17 protein-coding genes and 1 tRNA gene are annotated in these 18,792 nt (G+C 67.5%); 8 read left to right on the top strand and 10 right to left on the bottom strand.

Features of this window, described 5'->3' with window-relative positions:
• Positions 1-167 precede the first annotated feature (167 nt).
• Entirely contained in the window at positions 168-1,253 is a 1,086-nt protein-coding gene (locus HUA75_RS09835) for a cupin-like domain-containing protein (protein WP_141643217.1), read from the top strand.
• A gap of 7 nt (positions 1,254-1,260) precedes the next feature.
• Here the strand turns inward: HUA75_RS09835 and HUA75_RS09830 are convergent, their stop codons facing one another.
• Positions 1,261-2,370 carry a phosphotransferase family protein gene (locus tag HUA75_RS09830; RefSeq protein WP_174486211.1) on the bottom strand — a complete coding sequence of 370 codons (1,110 nt, stop codon included), beginning with the start codon at positions 2,368-2,370 and terminating at the stop codon, positions 1,261-1,263.
• Positions 2,371-2,443: 73 nt separating this feature from the next.
• Here HUA75_RS09830 and HUA75_RS09825 point away from each other — a divergent pair, with 73 nt between their 5' ends.
• Positions 2,444-3,445: an LLM class flavin-dependent oxidoreductase gene (locus tag HUA75_RS09825; protein ID WP_174486210.1), complete on the top strand. Its 1,002-nt coding sequence runs from the start codon at positions 2,444-2,446 to the stop codon at positions 3,443-3,445.
• A gap of 15 nt (positions 3,446-3,460) precedes the next feature.
• The gene (gene panD / locus HUA75_RS09820; RefSeq protein ID WP_141643214.1) at positions 3,461-3,853 is read left to right on the top strand and encodes an aspartate 1-decarboxylase; all 393 of its coding nucleotides are present in this window, start codon (positions 3,461-3,463) and stop codon (positions 3,851-3,853) included.
• A 7-nt stretch (positions 3,854-3,860) separates the two neighbouring features.
• On the opposite strand, the gene HUA75_RS09815 is transcribed toward panD, so the two are convergent.
• Positions 3,861-4,205, bottom strand: a complete 345-nt coding sequence (locus HUA75_RS09815; RefSeq protein WP_174486209.1) for a rhodanese-like domain-containing protein — start codon at positions 4,203-4,205, stop codon at positions 3,861-3,863.
• A gap of 212 nt (positions 4,206-4,417) precedes the next feature.
• Between HUA75_RS09815 and HUA75_RS09810 the strand changes: the two genes are divergently transcribed.
• Both HUA75_RS09810 and HUA75_RS09805 read left to right on the top strand, forming a co-directional pair.
• Positions 4,418-5,128, top strand: a complete 711-nt coding sequence (locus HUA75_RS09810) for an MBL fold metallo-hydrolase (protein WP_141643212.1) — start codon at positions 4,418-4,420, stop codon at positions 5,126-5,128.
• Positions 5,129-5,258: 130 nt separating this feature from the next.
• On the top strand, positions 5,259-6,161 hold the full coding sequence (locus HUA75_RS09805) for an alpha/beta hydrolase (RefSeq protein WP_174486208.1): 903 nt from the start codon (positions 5,259-5,261) through the stop codon (positions 6,159-6,161).
• Positions 6,162-6,378: 217 nt separating this feature from the next.
• Here the strand turns inward: HUA75_RS09805 and HUA75_RS09800 are convergent, their stop codons facing one another.
• Entirely contained in the window at positions 6,379-7,737 is a 1,359-nt protein-coding gene (locus tag HUA75_RS09800; protein ID WP_141643210.1) for a 3-oxoacyl-ACP reductase, read from the bottom strand.
• Positions 7,738-7,751: 14 nt separating this feature from the next.
• Positions 7,752-9,038, bottom strand: a complete 1,287-nt coding sequence (locus HUA75_RS09795) for an acetyl-CoA C-acetyltransferase (protein ID WP_141643209.1) — start codon at positions 9,036-9,038, stop codon at positions 7,752-7,754.
• 994 nt (positions 9,039-10,032) lie between these two features.
• Between HUA75_RS09795 and HUA75_RS09790 the strand changes: the two genes are divergently transcribed.
• A complete protein-coding gene (locus HUA75_RS09790) occupies positions 10,033-10,674 on the top strand; it encodes a hypothetical protein (RefSeq protein WP_174486207.1) in 642 nt (213 codons plus the stop codon).
• 54 nt (positions 10,675-10,728) lie between these two features.
• On the opposite strand, the gene HUA75_RS09785 is transcribed toward HUA75_RS09790, so the two are convergent.
• Positions 10,729-10,803: transfer RNA gene (locus HUA75_RS09785), tRNA-Thr, on the bottom strand.
• 311 nt (positions 10,804-11,114) lie between these two features.
• Here HUA75_RS09785 and HUA75_RS09780 point away from each other — a divergent pair.
• Positions 11,115-12,665 (top strand): Glu/Leu/Phe/Val dehydrogenase, encoded by a 1,551-nt coding sequence (locus HUA75_RS09780; protein ID WP_141643207.1) that lies wholly within the window; start codon positions 11,115-11,117, stop codon positions 12,663-12,665.
• A 164-nt stretch (positions 12,666-12,829) separates the two neighbouring features.
• Here HUA75_RS09780 and HUA75_RS09775 read toward each other — a convergent pair whose 3' ends face one another.
• Positions 12,830-13,189 (bottom strand): PilZ domain-containing protein, encoded by a 360-nt coding sequence (locus HUA75_RS09775; protein ID WP_141643206.1) that lies wholly within the window; start codon positions 13,187-13,189, stop codon positions 12,830-12,832.
• A 169-nt stretch (positions 13,190-13,358) separates the two neighbouring features.
• Between HUA75_RS09775 and HUA75_RS09770 the strand changes: the two genes are divergently transcribed.
• Positions 13,359-13,997: a DUF6066 family protein gene (locus HUA75_RS09770; protein ID WP_141643205.1), complete on the top strand. Its 639-nt coding sequence runs from the start codon at positions 13,359-13,361 to the stop codon at positions 13,995-13,997.
• 24 nt (positions 13,998-14,021) lie between these two features.
• On the opposite strand, the gene HUA75_RS09765 is transcribed toward HUA75_RS09770, so the two are convergent.
• The 4 genes from HUA75_RS09765 to ftsH form a co-directional block, all read right to left on the bottom strand.
• The gene (locus HUA75_RS09765) at positions 14,022-15,482 is read right to left on the bottom strand and encodes a trypsin-like peptidase domain-containing protein (protein WP_174456786.1); all 1,461 of its coding nucleotides are present in this window, start codon (positions 15,480-15,482) and stop codon (positions 14,022-14,024) included.
• A 61-nt stretch (positions 15,483-15,543) separates the two neighbouring features.
• On the bottom strand, positions 15,544-16,182 hold the full coding sequence (locus HUA75_RS09760; protein ID WP_141643203.1) for a nucleotide exchange factor GrpE: 639 nt from the start codon (positions 16,180-16,182) through the stop codon (positions 15,544-15,546).
• Positions 16,183-16,280: 98 nt separating this feature from the next.
• Positions 16,281-16,523: an RNA polymerase sigma factor region1.1 domain-containing protein gene (locus tag HUA75_RS09755; protein ID WP_141643202.1), complete on the bottom strand. Its 243-nt coding sequence runs from the start codon at positions 16,521-16,523 to the stop codon at positions 16,281-16,283.
• A gap of 108 nt (positions 16,524-16,631) precedes the next feature.
• Positions 16,632-18,647: an ATP-dependent zinc metalloprotease FtsH gene (gene ftsH, locus HUA75_RS09750; protein ID WP_141643201.1), complete on the bottom strand. Its 2,016-nt coding sequence runs from the start codon at positions 18,645-18,647 to the stop codon at positions 16,632-16,634.
• Positions 18,648-18,792: the final 145 nt, after the last annotated feature.

Genomic DNA, 18,792 nt, shown 5'->3' with positions numbered 1-18,792 from the left:
CCAACATCTGGCGGCCGTGCACATATCACAACCCCCTCACTGCCAGTAGATGACTGCTCTTGTTTTTCTAAAATTCCAAGGTATACGCGAAGACGTCTCTATTTCCCCGGAACCCGCGCCACCGTCGTCAGCGTTATCGTTATGGAGTGCAGCGCAGGGAGCGCACCATGATGACCGCAGAGCCACGTCCCGCCGAGCAACTGAGCAGAGACCTCGCCCGGGAGCTGTCCTGGGGACTGACCGGTTACCCGGGCAACGGGGAGGTGTGTCAGATCATCATCGGGGATGAGGCGTCGGGGCATCGACTGCAACTGCATCTGGGACCGCATGGCATCGAGGTGCGGGAGGACTCACCTCGGCCCGCGGATGCCACTGTCTGGGTTCCGGATGAGATTGCCAACCTGTTGATCAAGGAAGCCCGGTCCATCGACCTGAGAGATCGCCGCATCCACGGCGGTATTCGTTATGAGGGAAACCCCTTGCTCGTCACGCGGATGGGACAGGCATTGCTGCGTCCTTCCCCCGAGGTGAAGGCTGTCTATGAAGCCGCCGAGCAACGCGCGGGCCGTCACCCGGCCGTGACCTCCATCGAGCGTGTGCATCGTCCCTCGGTGGCAGTGATACGGGCCGCCGTGGACGCCAGCCGCCCCCTGGTCGCCACGGGACTGCTGGACCACTGTCTTCCTGGCAGTTGGGAGGCCCTGGCCCAGCAGGTCAGCGGCATCCATATCGAGCCCCAGTCCCTGGGCCGGGCCCTGCCCCTCTCGGAATTCATGGGCCACGTGCTCGCACGCCAGGCAGGCGGCCCCACGTACAGCGAGGGGTGCATGCTGCCGCCCGCGTTCCTCGGCGCCTTCCGTCTGGCCTTCGCCCAGAACGGCGCGCTGCCGCTCGGCGCCCCTCAGCTCTGGGCGGGGGCCTCCGACAGCAGTCAGGCCGTCACCGGCCTCCACAGGGACCCCGTCAATGGGCTGCTCATCCAATTGCTCGGGCGCAAGCGGGTGCTCATGTACTCACCTCTGGAGCGCGACAATCTCTATCCAGTGACAGCTTACAATTCCTTCCAGAACTGCTGGGTGGAGCCGCTGAAGCCCCGGCTGGAAGTCCATACGAAGTTCAAGCGGGCCCGGCGGCTGGAGGTGGAGCTGGCTCCAGGAGAAGTCCTGCTCAATCCCGTGGGGTGGTTCCACTGCGTCGTGATTGATGGGCCGACCTTCTCCGTGTCGGTGCCCATCAAGGGAAGGACGAACTGACGCGAGGTCAGCCTCGCCGGCCCTGGAGCGAGGGGGCAGGCAGGAAGTGGTCTGGGTAACCCGCGCGGTCCACCCATTGTTCACGCAACCGGGTCGCCAGCGCCCGAGCGGTCCGTGTCAGGGGCCCCTCCACACCGAGGCTCCGAGAGGTGGTGAGGAAATTCTGAAGATAGAACAGATAGGCGGGCCGAAGGCGCCACCCGGGGACCCAGTGGGCATCCGCGCCCGCCAGCGCTTCCGCCAGGCGAAACGTCAGCCACCAGTAGAAGCGATGGGTCTTCAGCGTCGCCAACTCCTGGCGGAAGCGGGCCTCGTCGCGGGCTTCGGGCAGGCCTGCCCCCAGGGCGGTCCGGTAGGCCCGGGTCATCGCTCGGGCCAGGGTGCGGGGAAAAGGCACCACGAACTCCCAGAACATCACGTCATAGAGCGCGCTACGGGCGCCGGTGTACTCGAAGTCCAGCAGACGTGGGCCCGCCGGGGTGAGCAGGACATTCGAGGGAGCGAGGTCGCCGTGTGTCACCGTCAGGAAGGCCCCCGGAGAGCCCATGCGCTCCACCAGCTCCTGCCAGGCCCCATCGAACCCCGGCGAGGGCTTCACCCCGGCGCGCTCCAGCAGGCCCAGCACCCGTCCCTGCAGGGACACACAGTCCTTCGCCTGCTGAAGGTATTCGCCCCGGAGCGAGCGCGGGAGCGAATCGAGTCGCGTCACCTGCTGGCCATGGAAATGCCCCAGACGCTCCGCGATGCTCACGAGCGGCTTGCGCGCTCCCGACTCGCTCTCCCTTTCGAGCAGACGCGCCAACGTCTCCCCCTTCAGGTCCTCCATGATGACCAGACGTCTGTCTTTCGAGCGCCCGAGCAGGCGGGGCGCGAGGGACGGCGCGCGGGCGGACAGGAAGCGCAACGCCTCCCATTCCCGGCGCCCCGTCTGCGTCACTTCCGTGGACGCCTTGACGATGACACTCCGGCCCCCGCGCAGATGACAGCGAAGCACCCGGGCCCGCAGTCCTTGCTGCAACGTCTCCAGACGTCTGGGTCGCTCTCCCATCAAGTCATGAACCTGGTCCGCCACGAATCCCAGACGGACGACCTTACGTTGCGTGTCCGCCTTCTTCATCCGTCCCCTCGTTGACCGTGTCATTCGCAGTCGGACACACTGCCACAACGCCATCCATCGGATAGGAATTTCGATGCCGATCAAAGTCTTCACGACCTGCCCTCGCAGCGCGGAGCTCGGAGCCTTCCATGGACAGGCGAAGCGCACCTTCGAGCTCACGGAGCATGCGGGCTTCACCGGCACGCTCATCTATACGGGCAACGACGTGACGGTGGAGCCCTGGTTCCTCGCGCAGGAGCTGGTCCGCGCGCATCCGAAGCTGAGCCCCCTGGTGGCGGTCAATCCCATCTACATGCACCCCTTCACCGTGGCGCGGTTCATCTCGGCCATCGCGACGCTCTACCATCGACGGTGTTATCTCAACCTGGTCGCGGGGACGTCACTCAGGGACCTCGAGGCGCTCGATGAGGAATTGAGCCACGACGAGCGATATCAGCGGGTCCGCGAGTTCGCGGAGGTCGTCGTCGGGCTCTGCGCCGGGACGACGCCGTATTCCTTTGGCGGTGACTTCTACGGGGTCGCCAACCTGCTGCTCCGTCCGCCCTTGCCTCCCCATCTGCGTCCCGGCCTCTTCGTGGCGGGGCAGTCCACCGGGGCCAGCGAGACGGCCAGCCGACTGCGGGCGTGTGGACTGGGAATGCTCCAGCCCGACCTGGCTGTATTGCCCACCGGCTTTCGGGGCGTTCATCTCGGCCTGATTTGCCGTGACACGGACGAGGACGCCTGGCGCGCGGCCCGGGAGCTCTATCCAGCCGATGCACGGGGAGAGCGCATGCAGCGCTTCTCCGCGCAGAACACGGATGCCGTCTGGAAGGGGCGGATGCTGCGCCTGGCGGACGACAAGGTGAAGGGCGTCGAGGGCTACTGGCTCGAGCCCTTCAGTCGCTTCCAGGCGGACTGCCCCCTGCTCGTCGGAGGCAGGGAGCGAATCCTCGGCATGCTGCGACACCTGCTCGAGCAGGGCATCGACCACCTGGTCCTGGAGTTACCGGCCCAGGAAGAAGACTACATGCACACGGCGAGGGCGCTGGCGTCCCTCTCCGGCGTGAGCGGCTTTCAACACACCACTCCATGAGTTCGCGGGGCTCCCATGCGACGCATCCTGTTCAAGTCCAAGATTCATCGCGCCACCGTCACTCAGGCCGACCTCGACTATGAGGGCTCGGTCACCATCGACGCGGCGTTGCTGGAGGCCGCGGACATCGTCCCCTACGAGAAGGTCGCCGTGTGGAACGTGACGCGCGGCACACGGCTGGAGACCTATACGTTGAGTGGAGCGCGCGGCAGCGGTGTCATCTGCATCAACGGCGCGGCCGCGCACCTGAATCAGCCAGGAGACCTGGTCATCCTGGCCACCTTCGCGGAAGTGGAGGAGGCCGAGGTGGCGAGGTGGACGCCCACCGTGGTGTTCGTGGACGCGAAGAACCGCGTCATCCGCGACCGCACGAAGGAGGTTCCGGGGCCGCTGCGCCGGAGCCTGTGAAGCCCGGTCACTCCCACGTCGACATGGGGCCGAGGTTGAGGACCTGCTGGAAGCCCTGCTCCTTCAGCAGCTTCTCGGCGCGAGCGCTGCGTCCACCGCTGCGGCAGTAGATGACCAGGGGCTTCTCGGGCGGGCCGAGTTCCTGGAGTCGCTGGGACAGGTCGTCCACGGGGATGTTCACCGCACCGGGCAGATGACCGGCGGCGAACTCCTCCGGGGTGCGGACATCCACCAGGGTGGCGCCCGCGTCGACCCAGCGGTGGGCCTCGTCCCGGACCGGCCGCTGCTGGCTGGCACAAGCACCGAGGAGAAGGCTCGCGAGCACGGTCGCGATGACGAGAGTGGGCTTCATGGTGAGGCTCCGGGGGCAGGCAGGTGCGCCAGCGCACCTTCGATGGAAGACAGGGTGAGCTTGCATGCGGGGACACCGGCGGCAAGCCCCCCGTGAGCAGGGAGCGGGGCCCCTTGTCCCTCGAGTGTCCTGTCCTGCCCCCGCGAGTCGCACTCTGAGGCTGAGGGGATTGAGTCCGTTCCCCTCGAGCCACAGGGACACGAGGCTTCGACATGATCTTCCGCCAGCTCTTCGATTCCGAGTCCTCGACCTACACCTATCTCCTCGGAGATGAGTCGACGGGTCAGGCGGTCCTCATCGACGCGGTGATGGAGCAGGTCGACCGGGATCTCCAGTTGGTGCGAGAGCTGGACCTCACGCTGACGCACGTCTTCGACACCCACGTGCATGCCGACCACGTCACGGCGTCTGGCGTCTTGAGGACGCGAACGCGGTGCACGGTGGTGGGGGGCGTGGGAGGCGCCGCGTGCGCGGACGTCCAGGTCCGCCACGGGGACCACCTGCGGATAGGCGCGCTCGACTTCCAGGTGCTCGCGACACCGGGCCACACGGACGACAGTGTCAGCTACTTCCTGGGGGACCGTGTCTTCACCGGGGATGCCCTGCTGGTGCGCGGCAACGGGCGCACCGACTTCCAGAACGGGGACGCAAGCCAGCTCTACGACAGCGTCACGCGGGTCCTCTTCGGGCTCCCGGACACGACGCTCGTCTACCCCGCCCACGACTACAAGGGCCGCACGGTGACGAGCATCGCCGAGGAGAAGCGGCACAACCCCCGCGTGGCGGGGAAAAGCAGGGAGGAGTTCATCCGCATCATGGAGCACCTCGACCTGCCCAAGCCGAAGAAGCTCGACGTGGCCGTTCCCGCCAACCGGGCGTGCGGACTCACGGCGTCCTCGCCGTCTTCGTCACCTCATCACTGAGGGCCAGAGATGTGCTGGGCCTCCCGTCAGTTGCGCGGAGTCCGTCGATCTTGACGTAGACTCTCCGCATCCGAGGATGGAACGTGACGACGCGAAGCTCGGCGATTCCATCCTGGGATTCAGGAGTCGCATGAGCAGTCTCAGGATGAGCGCCGCGAAGTTCTGGTTGGGCCTCCGAAAGAAGTACCGCTCGGACCCCGAGGCCTTCCGGCGGACCGCGAAGACGCGCACGTATCCCACCATTCCTGCGCTACCGCGCGCACTGCACGCACTCACGAAAGTGGAGGAACGAAAGGTCGCCGGACGCGCGGTGTTCAATTTGACGCCACGCCAGCGTGCCAGCGGATGGCACCTCATCTACGCGCACGGCGGCGCGTATGTGAACGAGTTCATCCTCCCGCACTGGCGCATCATCGAGTCACTCATCCGTCACACCGGTGCGAGCGTCACCGTCCCCATCTATCCGCTGGCGCCCGAATTCACGCATCGCGACGCCTATCCCTTTCTCACCGAGGTGTATCGGCAGGTCCTCGCCACGACCCCCGCGACACAGGTGGCACTGTGCGGGGACTCCGCGGGCGGTGGACTGGCACTCGGGCAGACGTTTCATTTCCGAGACCTCGGCCTGCCACTCCCGGGACGACTCATCCTGTTCTCGCCCTGGTTGGATCTCGCCATGACGAACCCGGGCATCCCCGCCATCGAGCCACGCGACGTCATGCTGAGCACCGCGCGCCTGCTGGAGGCGGGGCAGTGGTGGGCGGGGGGCGATGACCTTTCGCTTCCCACCCTCAGCCCGATTCACGGCGACCTGCGCGGATTGCCGCCCATCGACGTGTTCCAGGGCACCGATGACTTGTTCATCCTGGACGCCCGCGAGCTCCGCGGGAAAGTGGAGGCCGTGGGCGGAAGCATCCGGCTGTACGAGTACCCCGGCGCATTCCATGTGTTCGTGGGCGCGACCTTCACGCCGGAAGCGCGCGATGCGTTCCGGAAGGTGGCCCACGGACTGGGCTCGTCACATCGGGAATGAACAGAGCAAACCCCGGGGCAAGACCGCGCGACGGGTGGCGCCCCTTCCGTGTCCGTCTTGCATTCAGAGCAAGGCAACACGAGCGAGACATACCGATGGCGAAGTGACTTGCGTCGTCGGGCGCTCATCAGATCAGGGAGGCATCTGGAGCGACGTGTCGCCCCAGGTGTTCGCCCTCCATGACCGGCGCGCCCGGCGAGAAGCGCGCCCGAGTCACTCAGGCGCCGACGAGGCCCTGCCCACAGACACGCAAGGTGTTGCCCGTCACCCCGTATGCCCCGGGACTGGCGAAGAAGGCGATGAGTTCCGCCACGTCGCGCGGCTGGCCGCCCTGTGACAGGGAGTTGAGCCGGCGGCCCACCTCGCGCGTCATGAGAGGCATCTTCGCCACCATGGCCGTCTCGATGAAGCCCGGAGCCACCGCGTTGGCGCAGATGCCACGCGGCGCGAGCGTCGGCGCGAGCGCCGCCACGTAGCCGATGAGCGCTGCCTTCGTCGCCGCGTAGTTCGTCTGCCCGAAGTTGCCCGACACGCCACTGATGGAGGAGAGGTACACAAGGCGCCCTTCGTCCCGCAGCGCACCGGAGGCGAGCAGCGCTTCGTCGGCGGCGATGATGGCGGCGAGGTTGACGGACAGCACCTGGTCCCACGCCTCGGGCGTCATCTTGGCGATCGTGCGGTCACGGGTGATTCCCGCGTTGTGCACGACCACGTCCACGCCGCCGTGGCGCCCTTGCAGCTCCGCCACGAGGCGTGCGGGCGCATCGGGGGCCGTGATGTCGAGCGCCAGGGCCTCTCCGCCCACACGGGCGGCTGTGGCATCCAGGGCATCCTGGAGCGCGGGCACATCCAGGAGCACCACACGAGCCCCCTCCTGCGCGAGGCGCTCGGCCGTGGCCGCGCCGATGCCTCGCGCGGCCCCGGTGACCAACGCCACCTTCCCTTTCAGCGCGGCCATCATGGGCGCCGAAACAACGGGGCGCACGGAGGACGTCACTCGGGCCGCCTGTCCGGAGACATAGGTGGCCTGCACGCCGCAGAAGAAGCGCACGGGCCCAGCGAGCCGGTCTTCGGCACCCCGCGCGACGTAAGCGAGGTTGGCCGTGGCACCGCGCCGTCCCACTTCCTTGCCCAGGCTGCGCACAAAGCCCTCGGCACCACGCGCCACGGCGGCCGCCGCGGGCCCCGGGGCCTCCTCGGGAAGCCCCACGAGCACCAGCACACGCGAGTTGCGCGCCAGTCGTGGCACCGTCGCGTGGAAGAAATCGTAGAGGGAGCGCAAGTCAGCCGGGGTGGAGAGCCCCGTGGCGTCGAAGAGCGCCACATCCACACCTCGGCCCTCCTGCTCCGGCAACACGTCCAGAACGCGCGCGCCCCCGCCCGAGAGCGCGCTCCGGGCAGCCTCCGTCGCGAAGCCACCGGGCGCCGCACCCAGCAACACCACACGGTCCACGAAGGGCTGCGCTACCCAGCCTTCCTTGGCCCGTGCCAGCGGAGGCGGGGTCGGCAGCCCCAGCGCCCTCACGAGCCCTCCCGTCACGGGGTTGTTCGCCAGCGTCATCAGCTTGTCGGCCATGAGGTCGTCGCTCCCTAGGTTTCGAGGATGGCGGTGACGGCCTGACCGCCCGCCGCGCAGATGGAGATGAGGCCCTTCTTGCCGGAGCCCGCCTCGGACAATGCCTTGGCCAGCGTACCCACGATGCGACCGCCCGTGGCGGCGAAGGGATGTCCGGCCGCGATGGAACTGCCCTTCACGTTGAGCCGGTCACGCTCGATGGCCCCCAAGGCCCCCGGAAGCCCGAGTCGCTCGCGACAGAAGGCGTCCGACTCCCAGGCAGCCAGCGTGCAGAGCACCACGGAGGCGAAGGCCTCGTGAATCTCGTAGAAGTCGAAGTCCCCCAGCGCGAGCCCGCGCTTCTGGAGCATGCGGGGGACGGCGTAAGCGCCGCCCATCAAAAGCCCCTCGCGCTCGTCGACGAAGTCCACCGCGGCCACCTCGCCCGCGGACAGATACGCGAGCACGGGCAGTCCGCGCGCACGCGCCCACTCCTCACTGGCGAGCAACACGGCCGAGGCGCCATCGGTCAACGGGGAGGAGTTGGCCGCGGTGATGGTGCCCTTCTCGCGGTCGAAGGCGCCCGGCAGCTTCGCCATCTTCTCCAGGGTGGTGTCCGGCCGCAGATTGTTGTCGCGCGCGAGGCCCTGGTACTGCATCACCAGGTCGGAGAAGAAGCCCGCGTCGTAGGCCCGCGCGAGGTGCTGGTGGCTCGCCAGCGCGAGGGCGTCCTGGGCCTCGCGGGTGATGCCGTACCGGTCGGCCGTGCGCTGGGCATGCTGGCCCATGGACAGGCCCGTGCGAGGCTCGGCGTTGACGGGAATCTCCGGCACGAACGCGCGCGGGTCGAGCAACTTCAGGGCCGCCGCGAGCTTCGCTCCCTGCGTCTTCGCGCCATTGATGGCCATCAGCGCGCGCTGCATCCGGCGACTCACGGCCACCGGAGCGTCCGACGTGGTGTCGGTGCCACAGGCGATGCCCGCGTCGATCTGCCCGAGGGCGATCTTGTTCGCCACGAGGATGCAGGCCTCCAGGCCGGTGCCGCACGCCTGCTGTACATCATAGGCGGGCGTGGCGGCGTCCAGCCCGCTGGACAGCGTGCACTCCCGCACCAGGTTCCAGTCGCGCGAGTGCTTCATCACCGCGCCGCCGACCACCTCCCCCAGCCGGACGCCGCCCAGGCCCGTGCGCTCGACGAGGCCGCGCAGGACGTCCGTCAGCATGTCCTTGTTGGAGAGGCGTGCGTACGCGGTGTTGCTGCGGGCGAAGGGAGTACGGAGGGCCGCGACGATGGCGACCCGGCGGGGAGGACCGTGGTTCATGGGACGTTCCTATCAGCCGACGCTCGGCGAGGACACACCCGCGCGCAGCCAAGCCACGAGCGAAACCTCGAAATCCAAGAGGGCCGACCGCCTCGCGGCAACCGACCCAGAATGCTTGGCCCGTCCACCAGCGTGGTGGCGCACAGCCCAGGCCCCGTCAGCGATCTCCATCCGCGCCTGTTTCAGCCCCGAGACAGCCTCTCTCCGTCTCATGCGCTTGGAACCGTCTATCGCAGAACACTTTCCACATCCCAGACATCGCGGCGCCGCTCAATGGCGTGCCATATGAGTCCGTGCAATCTCGCACAGAACATCCGAGGCAATGCATGACAGCGAAGGCCTTCATTGGTGGCGCACTCATGATGGTTGGGACGCTTTGCCTGGGATGTGGTGTCGGCCCTGAAGAGGAGTTGGAAAGCCTCGATCAGGCCGAACAGGCGATAGCGGCCTGCGCGGCTGGCTACACACCCAGCCTCCTTTGGTACTGTGAGCCTGGATGCACCTGGACGGTCAACGTTGGGTATTTGATCTGCACGAGAAACTCCCCACCGTATGACAGCTATGAGGCTGGAGAGACCGCACGACAGTGTGGCGCGTGTTTTTGAGGGGATCATGGCCCTGTGAAATAGCAGTACGGGTCGGTCAGTTCCGCCACGCTTCGAGAGGCCCCTCTCATCGGAGTTCATCATCAACCGTCAGAACGACTCGGGCGTTCCGGCCACGCGCTTCGAACGTCTTCACCACAAACACACACAAACCCTCTCTGCCACCTGATTGTGATAAAAATCGGGACAGATACCCTGGAACCGCGCCCTGTTAACAGCGCCTTGACACTTTCAACGCCTGTCACATCGGCATCTGTCTTGATTTCCCTCTCCAAGACGTTGGCACCTGGGCACTGGCGCCAACTCCTTCGGAGTGGTGGAGGCACACCGGCGCGCTGCTCTCCTGCCCACTGGACTCCTGAACGAGGGAGCGCCAGTAAAATCGCCCCATGACCTCCTACAATGCCGTCAAGCTCTTCAATGAGATCGAGCGCGTCGCGAAGTCGGAGCTCTCCGTCACGGAAGGACTCCTGCGCATCATCCAGTTCTGCGGGACAACGCGCCCTCATCCGGACTGGTCTGCCCTACGCACCCTGGATGTGGAGAGCGATCTCCGGCGGCTCCAGCAGTGGCTCGAAACCATCATGCGGACCACACCACCGCCAGCGCCCATCACCGGCCTATGGTTCGGCCTCTTCAACCCGACGGTGCGGGGGCGCGTGACAGCGGACGTCCATCTCATCGGGGCCCCCTATGACGCGACCGACCCCGACTGGCTGTTCCGGGAGCGGTGGGGCAAGGGCACGCCCGACTCGGGCTCCACCGTCCTCGATTCCATCTACCAAGTCGCCTATGGGCACGAAGACGGGCTCGGCAACGACGCCGAATATCCCCTGGCACTGGCGTACGCCGCGCTCGCCGTCCGGCATCTCGCACGGCGCATGGGTCCGACGCTCCTCGGGGACGCCACCCAGCGAGTCCTCAACGTCGGCTTCGATTCCGGCGACTTCCTGTGCATCGGCGCCATCCAGAAGGACGGCCTCATCTTCTCTGAAAGCAGCGAGGTGATGGCCCCCTGGAAGGGAGGATGACCCCCAAAGCAAAAAGGGCCGGTTGCCTCGCGGCAACCGACCCTTTTCACTGTATGGAGCCGACACCCAGGCTTGAACTGGGGACCTACTGATTACGAATCAGTTGCTCTACCACTGAGCTATGTCGGCGGAAGGCGGCGCGCTGAGTACCATCGCGTTCGAAGTGGGGCAAGGAGAAATGATGTGCCCCTTCTTTTTGATTTTGAACACCCTGCTTCGAACACCAACGAACGGCGCTGGCACCGCGACAACGATGACACAGTGCATCCGCCGTCGGTGACACAGCGCGTTGCCATAAGTACCCGTCATCGCTCCGTTTTTCGGGACGGGAGGTGGGCGCCACGGCGGTTGACCCCCTGTGTCGCATATGCGCATAAGGGCCCCGCTATCCCCGCGTCCCCGGCCCCATGTGGCTGGGACCACAAGGAGCCACTTTCATCATGGCCAGCGAAGAGAACTTCATGCGCGCTCCCGCGCCCACGCCGAAGCGCACCGTCTACACCGAGGCGATGGAGATCTTCCATCGGGCGGCGGACCTCATCAAGCTGGACAAGCGCGTCCGCCTGGAGCTGGAAGAGCCCGACTACGAGCACATCTTCTACGTCACGGCGAAGCTGAAGGACCGCCTCGTCCCCCTCATCCCCGAGCGGGCCAAGACGTTCGCCGACCTGCCCGAGACGCAGGTGCGCAACAAGGAAGGCCTGGAGCTGCTCGCCAACGGCAGCATCATCCTCAACGGCCGCGCCCTCCTGGGCTCCGACGTCGCCATCCGCCAGGGCCACCTGCGCCTGCCGGACGGCAAGGTCTACCAGCTGGTTCCCGGTGAGTCCCAGCGCTTCAAGGCCTACCGCGTCCAGCACAACCAGGCCCGTGGCCCCTACAAGGGCGGCCTGCGCTACCACCGCGAGGTGTCCCTGGACCTCTTCAAGGCCCTGGCCGCGGAGATGACCTGGAAGACGGCCATCGCGGAAGTGCCCTTCGGCGGCGGCAAGGGCGGCATCCAGATTGACCCGCGCGAGTACGGCCGCGAGGAGCTGGAGGCCATCACCCTGCGCTTCATGTACCGGCTCAAGAGCCTCATCGGGCCGAACATCGACATCCCCGCCCCCGACGTGGGCACCAACCCGGAGATCATGGCCCTGCTGTACCGCCAGTTCTCCGACGGTGAGCGCGAGCGCCACAACCTGCGCGGCATCGTCACCGGCAAGGACGTCCGCATCGGCGGCTCCGAGGGCCGCGGCAAGGCCACCGGCCAGGGCGTCGCGTTCTGCATCGAGGACTACTACGCCGACCGTGGCGAGAGCGTGAAGGGCAAGACGTTCGTCCTCCAGGGCTTCGGCAACGTGGGCAGCCACGCCGCCATCATCCTGGGCGGCATGGGCGCGCGCCTCCTGGCCGTCAATGACTCCGACGGCACCATCTACAACGGGGACGGCATCGACGTGCAGGCGCTCACCGCCTACGTCCAGGACCCGAAGAACCTCAAGCGCAGCGTGCTGGGCTTCCCCGGCGCCCAGAAGATTGAAAAGAAGGACCTCTGGGAAGTGCAGGCGGACATCCTCCTGCCCGCCGCGCTGGGTGGTGAAATCACCGCCGAAATCGCCGAGCGCCTCAAGGTCAAGCTCATCGCCGAGGGCGCCAACGGCCCCACCACCCCGGAAGCCGACCGCGTCCTCCAGAAGCGCGGCATCGAGCTCATCCCGGACATCATCGCCAACGCCGGCGGCGTGACGGTGAGCTACTACGAGTGGATCCAGAACAAGCGCATGGAGCGCTGGAGCGAGGCCGAGGTCGACCAGCGCCTGGAGCGCGCGATGAAGCGCAACTACCGCATCATCCGCGACATCTCCCGCAACCAGCCGCGCAAGACGGACATGCACGACAGCCGCGGCTACTGCGCCGGCGAGGCCGTCGACACCCGCTGCGCCGCGATGATCCTCGCGCTCAAGCGCATCGAGGCCCACTACCTCCTCGAGGGTTTCTCGCAGTAATCCGGGCGCGCTTTCCGCCCCCTGAAACACCAAGGGCACGGCTCCTCTCCTCGAGGACCGTGCCCTTGTCATGCGTGGTGGGTGCCTCGGAGGTCGCCCCGTCGTGGCCCCCTGTCACGGGAGCGTCGGGCCACCCGGGCCCTTCCGGGCCCCCACGCGTCACCTCAGTGCATCACCCGCTCGCGGTCCACCAGGAGCAGGGGCGCGTCGTCGTGCGTCTCGTACGCCACGATTCGCAGGCCCACGCCGCGGCTGCTGCCCTCGCGCCCGTCCTTGCGGCCAAACGCCAGCGCCACCTGGTAGCGGACCTCGCACAGGCACGTCATCTCCGTGCCGTCCTCGCCGGCGAAGGTGACCTTGAGCTTTTCTCCAAGCCCCACCTGGTCCCGGACTTCCACGAACATGCCGCGAGCGCTGATGTTGCGACCGACGCCCCTCATCATCCCATCCTGGGTGGTGAGGTAGACGGTGAAGACCTTGTCGAAGCGCAGGTGAGTACGACGCTCTTGCGGACGCTCGAACACTGGGGGTGCCTCCCGGCAACAGGTGGTGACAGGCACACCCTACATGGTAGCCATATGTAGGCAATTTATTTACCTACATCCACCCCTGCCCACCTACGAGAAGGCATCCCCGGGATTTCGCGGGACATGGCACCATTCCCCTCCCCCCAAAGCCCTGGAGTTCTCCGTCTTGAGCCGCCTTCTGGTCGCCGTCGCCGCCCTCCTCCTGCCCACCCTGGCCCTGGCCGACGTGGACGCGCGCTTCGCCAAGCTGCGCGACGAGTCCGAGCCCCTGGGCGGCCTGGGGGCCTTCCTGGAGAAGTACATTGGCGCGTGTGAAGGGGCGCTGGTGGACCCGCAGTGCAAGTCCCAGGCGGAGGCGTTCCGCAAGAAGTACCAGGGCAAGCAGCTGTACATGATCGTGGTGGAGGACGACGCCAGCATGCTGTCGCCGGGCCCGTACTCTCCGGTGACGGGCGAGTACACCATCAACATCACCCCGTTCTTCCCCGGTGGCCGCTACGCGATGACTCACGGCGCCCCGAAGAAGTCGGACGGCAACGGCAACCCCGTGCTGCCCTACCTCACCGTCACCGGCACGCTGCCGGACGGGTGGAACGGACAGATTTTCTCCCGCATGTTCTCCATGCGCGGGGTGCGCGCCCAGGTCGTCTTCACGCCGCAGGGTGTGTGGTCGCTGCCGAAGAAGGGCGGCGGGAAGAACTACGGCGTGACGGCCCGCATCGAGGGGCTCATCGTCACCGAGGGCCGCACCGGCACGCAGCTCGGCCTGTGGCTCAACGGCAAGGACGCCAACGCGAGCCGCTAGGCCCGCGTCACGGACTGACTCCCTCTAGCGGGCGATGGCCACGTACTGGAGGGAGTCGCCCCGCTTCACCCGGAGCAGGATGCTCGCCCCGGAACTGCCCCTGGACAGCGCCGCGCGCACCCCGGCCGCGTCCTTCACCCGCTTGCGGTTGACCTCCGTCACCACGTCGCCCACGCGAAGTCCCGCCTCGTCCGCGGGGCTGCGCGGCGTCACCGCCGACACGAGCGCCCCCGCCCAGGCCTCCTGCCCCAGCGGCGCGGCCACGTCCGGCGTCAAATCCCGCAGCGCCAGCCCCAGGTCCTCGTCGCTGGACGTGCGTTGGACCAGTCCCTCCGTGGCCTCCTGGGCGGGACGCTCCACCAGCCGCACGGTCACCTCCTCCTGCTTCGCCCCCGGGCGCAACAGCGTCAGCCGCGCCTCCGAACCCGGCGCCAGCAGCGCCACCTTGCGAAGCAGTTGGAGATAGGAGCCGATGGTCCGCCCGTTCACCGCGACCAACCTGTCGCCGGAGCGGATGCCCGCGGCGTGAGCGGGACTGCCTCGGAAGACGTCCTTCACCAGGGGCGCGCGCCGCTCGCCGCTCTCCCGGTCATCGTTGACGACCACGCCCAGCCAGCCGCGCTCCAGCTTCCCGTTCTCCCGCAGGTTGGGCAGCAAATCCTTCACCAGGTTGATGGGCACCGCGAAGCCAATGCCCTGCCCCTGGCTGATGATGGCCGTGTTCACCCCCACCACCTCGCCCTTCATGTTGAAGAGCGGCCCGCCGGAGTTGCCCGGGTTGATGAGCGCGTCGGTCTGGATGAAGTCGTCGAACTGACCCACGCCCAGCACGCGCTCCTTGGCTGAAATCATGCCGTGCGCCACCGAGTGGTCCAGGCCGAAGGGGTTGCCGATGGCCACCACCCAGTCCCCCACCTCCAGCCGGTCCGAGTCTCCCAGGAACAACGCCGGCAAATCCCCCATGTCGGAGCCGCTCAGCCGCAGGAGGGCCACGTCCGTGGATGCATCCCGGCCGACGACCTCCGCGGAGAACTCGCGGCCGTCCGACAGGCGCACGGCGATCTTGTTCGCCCCGGACACCACGTGGCTGTTGGTGACGACCAGCCCGTCCGCCGTCAGCACGAAGCCCGAGCCCGTGGCGCGCTTCATCCCCGCGAGCCCGCTCTCCCGGGGGCTCACCGTGGTGATGTTGACGACGCCCGCCTCCACCGCGCGAATCAGCGGCGCCAGCGACGTGGGTGGCACGAAGTTGGGAAGGCCCGGCTCACCGGCCGGGCGCTCGCGCCACAGCCCCATGGCGCCCGCACGGCCCTCGCCATTGCCTTGATAGGTAAACCAGGCGGCGTGCTCACGCACACGCGCCTGGAGCCAGGGCCCCACCGGACCCTCCTCTTCGGCACCCGCCGTCAGAGGAGTCACCGCCAGGACGAGCAGAACGGACAGCAGTCGAGAAGACACGGAGTGGCAGCTTATACGGCGACGCATGGCGAGCGGCGGGAACAACCCACGCCGCCGCCGTCTTCCGCGTTTTTCGAGCAACCGCCCGTCACGCCTGGGCGGGGGCCACGTACTTGGCCACCTTCACCCGGGCGGGGCGGATGACCCTGTCTTTCAGCCGGTAGGCCGCTCGGAACTCCGCCACCACCTTCTGGTCCTCGTCCGGGGAGGTGGTGATTTCCATGTCCGTGGCTTCCGCCACGTTGGGGTCATACGGCTGACCCACGACAGTGACGCGCTCGATGCCCATCCCCTGGGCCTTGGCCAGGAGCGAGTCGCGGATCATCCGCACCCCCTGGGCCAACGCGGAGGAGTCCTGCGCGCTCATGGAGAGGGCGCGGTCCAGCTCGTCGATGGCCTCCAGCAGCGACACGGCCACGTTGCCGCGCTCCACGTCCATCATCCGCTCGCGCTCGCGGGTGAGCCGCTGCTTGAACTCCTCGCGGTCCTTGTTCACCGCCTGGTAGGCGCGCGCCAGTTCGTCCACTCGACGGCGGGAGGCTTCCAGGTCCGCGCGCAGGCGCTCCTTCTCCGCGTCGGCGGCCTCGGACACGACGTCATCGGCGGGGGCCCGAGCCTCGGCTTCCTCGGAGCGGGCAGCGGCCTCCCCGGCGTCTGGGCCCGGCGGACCTCCGCCGTTGGCGTGCTGGGCTTCCTGGGATGCGTCGGTGTGGGAATTGCCGGACATGTCGAACCTGAAGTCGAGGTGTGAAGGCGCTCGTGCGCGGGTAGGCTTTCCTGGCCGCAACCTAACCGCGCGCGAGGGCGTGTCAACGCGAGGGGGAGCTAGTGCTCCTGGGGCGCGGGCGTCTCGGCCATGAACCCATGGTCGATCTGCCCCGTCACCTCGTCGATGATCTCCACCTGAGCGGCCCGCAGCGAGTAGTAGAGGAGCCAGCGCTCCGCCGCCGTCAACGTCCCGGCTGGCAGTGCCTCCTCGATTTCCTGAACCGTGAGCCGCCCTTCCTTGAGCCCCTTCGCGAAGAGAGCCTTCCGGGCCACATAGCTCTTGCCGATCCTGTTCTCCACGGCGTCGCCTCCTTTAGGTCTCAAGATAATTTCGCCCCCCGGACACCGCAGGAATGTGCGGTGGCGGGGGGCGTGGGCCAGGCCGGAGGGCAGGCGCCCGGACGTCCGTTACGAGTCCAGGGGCTTCTCCGCGTGCTGCGTGGGCGGAGCCTCCTCGTTGGTGTTCACCGGGTGCGCGGAGATGACCTGGCGGGCCTCGGGGTGCAAGAGCCCTCGCTGGGCCAGCACCTTGGGGCCGAGGATGCCCGTCATCGTGTCCTCCTCCACCACCTCGACGGCGAGCAGCCGCGCGGCCAGGGCCTCCACCTTGTCCCGGTGATGGGTGAGCACCTCTCGGGCCCGGTCCAGGGCCTCGCTCACCAGCTTGCGGACCTCCTCGTCGATCATCCGCGCCGTCTGCTCGGAGTACGTGCGCGATTCGGGGATGCCCGCGGAGCGCAGGAAGTTGGGGCCATGGTCGGCGCTCAGGGCCACGGGGCCCAGCGTGCTCATGCCGTAGTCCCGCACCATCAGCCGGGCGACCTCCGTGGCCTGACGGATGTCATTGGAGGCGCCCGTGGAAATCTCTCCGATGAAGATCTCCTCCGAGGCGCGCCCCCCCATCATCCCCGCCATCTTGTCGCGCAGTTCGTCCAGCGACATCAGGTAACGGTCTTCCAAAGGCAGCGACATCGTGTAGCCGAGCGCCGCGAGCCCCCGTGGAATGATGGAGACCTTCGTCACCCGCTCGGCGTGCGGCAGCATCCAACCCACCACCGCGTGGCCCGCCTCGTGGTGCGCGACAATCTCCTTCTCGCGCTCGTTCATCCGGCGGTTCTTCTTCTCCAGGCCCGCGACGACGCGCTCAATCGCCTCCTCGAAGTCCGCCCGCATCACCGCGTCGCGGTTGCGTCGGGCCGCGAGCAGCGCCGCCTCGTTCACCACGTTGGCCAGGTCCGCGCCGGCGAAACCCGGCGTGCGCGAGGCGATGGTCCTCAGGTCCACGTCCGGGCCCAGCTTCACGCCGCGGGCGTGAATCTCCAGCACCATCTCCCGGCCGCGCTTGTCCGGACGGTCCACCAGCACCTGCCGGTCGAACCGGCCCGGCCGCATCAGCGCGCTGTCCAGGATCTCCGGACGGTTGGTCGCCGCCAGGATGATGAGGCCCGCGCGGCTGTCGAACCCGTCCATCTCCGCGAGCAACTGGTTGAGCGTCTGCTCGCGTTCGTCATGACCGCCCGCGACGCCCGAGTTGCGGCTCTTGCCGATGGCATCCAACTCGTCGATGAAGATGATGCAGGGCGCCTTGGCCGTGGCCTGGGCGAACAAGTCACGCACGCGGGCCGCGCCCACGCCCACGAACATCTCCACGAACTCCGAGCCGGAGAGGCTGAAGAACGGCACGCCCGCTTCACCCGCGACCGCTCGCGCCAGCAGCGTCTTGCCCGTGCCCGGAGGCCCCACCAGCAACACGCCCTTGGGGATGCGCCCGCCCAGGCGGCGGAACTTCTCCGGTGTCTTGAGGAACTCGACAATCTCCTTCAGCTCCTCCACCGCCTCGTCCACGCCGGCCACATCCTTGAAGCCCACGCCGGTGTCCGCCTCGGCCTGCACCTTGGCGCGTGTCTTCCCGAAGCTCATGACGCTCTGCGGGCCCTGACCGATGCCTCCGGCCACCCGCCGCATCATGAAGCTCCAGAAGAGGAAGAACAGGCCCAGGGGCAGGAGCCAGATCCACAGCGCTTCGCCCAGCCCCGACTGAGGCACGGCCTCGAACTGGACCCCCTTCTGCTCCAACAGCGGGACGAGCGACTCGTCACCCTGGACCCGGTACGCCATCCACGGCAGCGCGCTGGGCTCGCCTCGCAGCGGGCGCTCACCCTGCGCGGGCGGCGGCGGCTGCGCGGTGTCCTTGAGGAAACCCTTCACCCACTCGTTGGAAATCTGGACCCGGCTGAAGTTGCCGGACTCCACCGCGTCGCGAAACTGGCTGTAGCTCACCCGCCGGACGCCCGCGTCCTGGAAGACGTTCCGGAAGAGTAGGAAGCCCAGGACGAGCAGCAGGATGTAGCCCAGCGGTGAGCCGAACTTGAACCCCTTGCCCGGCGACCCTGGCTTCTCGGACTTCTTTCCCCGCGGGCCCATACCCGGCGGGAGCTCCTGTGGCTTCATCGTCGGCACGCTCGCCCTCCCCCTCCCCGCGCATTCGGGCCCCGTGCCCGGATGGCGTCACACTCAGCCGGGCAAAGATGTTCACCGCCGGCTGACCGTCAACCCGCTGGCTCGGCTT

Origin of the sequence: Myxococcus sp. CA040A, from assembly GCF_013336725.1 — a bacterium.
Taxonomy (GTDB): Bacteria; Myxococcota; Myxococcia; order Myxococcales; family Myxococcaceae; genus Myxococcus; species Myxococcus llanfairpwllgwyngyllgogerychwyrndrobwllllantysiliogogogochensis.
Note: the sequence above shows the minus strand (reverse complement) of the source record. Positions and strands in the feature narration are given on the sequence as shown.

Coding starts and splice junctions, on each gene's coding strand:
- HUA75_RS09825 (WP_174486210.1), top strand. CDS start 2,444: ATGCCGATCAAAGTCTTCACGACCTGCCCTCGCAGCGCGGAGCTCGGA.
- HUA75_RS09830 (WP_174486211.1), bottom strand. CDS start 2,370: ATGAAGAAGGCGGACACGCAACGTAAGGTCGTCCGTCTGGGATTCGTG.
- ftsH (WP_141643201.1), bottom strand. CDS start 18,647: ATGGGCCCGCGGGGAAAGAAGTCCGAGAAGCCAGGGTCGCCGGGCAAG.
- HUA75_RS09800 (WP_141643210.1), bottom strand. CDS start 7,737: ATGGCCGACAAGCTGATGACGCTGGCGAACAACCCCGTGACGGGAGGG.
- HUA75_RS09790 (WP_174486207.1), top strand. CDS start 10,033: ATGACCTCCTACAATGCCGTCAAGCTCTTCAATGAGATCGAGCGCGTC.
- HUA75_RS09765 (WP_174456786.1), bottom strand. CDS start 15,482: ATGCGTCGCCGTATAAGCTGCCACTCCGTGTCTTCTCGACTGCTGTCC.
- HUA75_RS09795 (WP_141643209.1), bottom strand. CDS start 9,038: ATGAACCACGGTCCTCCCCGCCGGGTCGCCATCGTCGCGGCCCTCCGT.
- panD (WP_141643214.1), top strand. CDS start 3,461: ATGCGACGCATCCTGTTCAAGTCCAAGATTCATCGCGCCACCGTCACT.
- HUA75_RS09760 (WP_141643203.1), bottom strand. CDS start 16,182: ATGTCCGGCAATTCCCACACCGACGCATCCCAGGAAGCCCAGCACGCC.
- HUA75_RS09810 (WP_141643212.1), top strand. CDS start 4,418: ATGATCTTCCGCCAGCTCTTCGATTCCGAGTCCTCGACCTACACCTAT.
- HUA75_RS09815 (WP_174486209.1), bottom strand. CDS start 4,205: ATGAAGCCCACTCTCGTCATCGCGACCGTGCTCGCGAGCCTTCTCCTC.
- HUA75_RS09780 (WP_141643207.1), top strand. CDS start 11,115: ATGGCCAGCGAAGAGAACTTCATGCGCGCTCCCGCGCCCACGCCGAAG.
- HUA75_RS09835 (WP_141643217.1), top strand. CDS start 168: ATGATGACCGCAGAGCCACGTCCCGCCGAGCAACTGAGCAGAGACCTC.
- HUA75_RS09805 (WP_174486208.1), top strand. CDS start 5,259: ATGAGCAGTCTCAGGATGAGCGCCGCGAAGTTCTGGTTGGGCCTCCGA.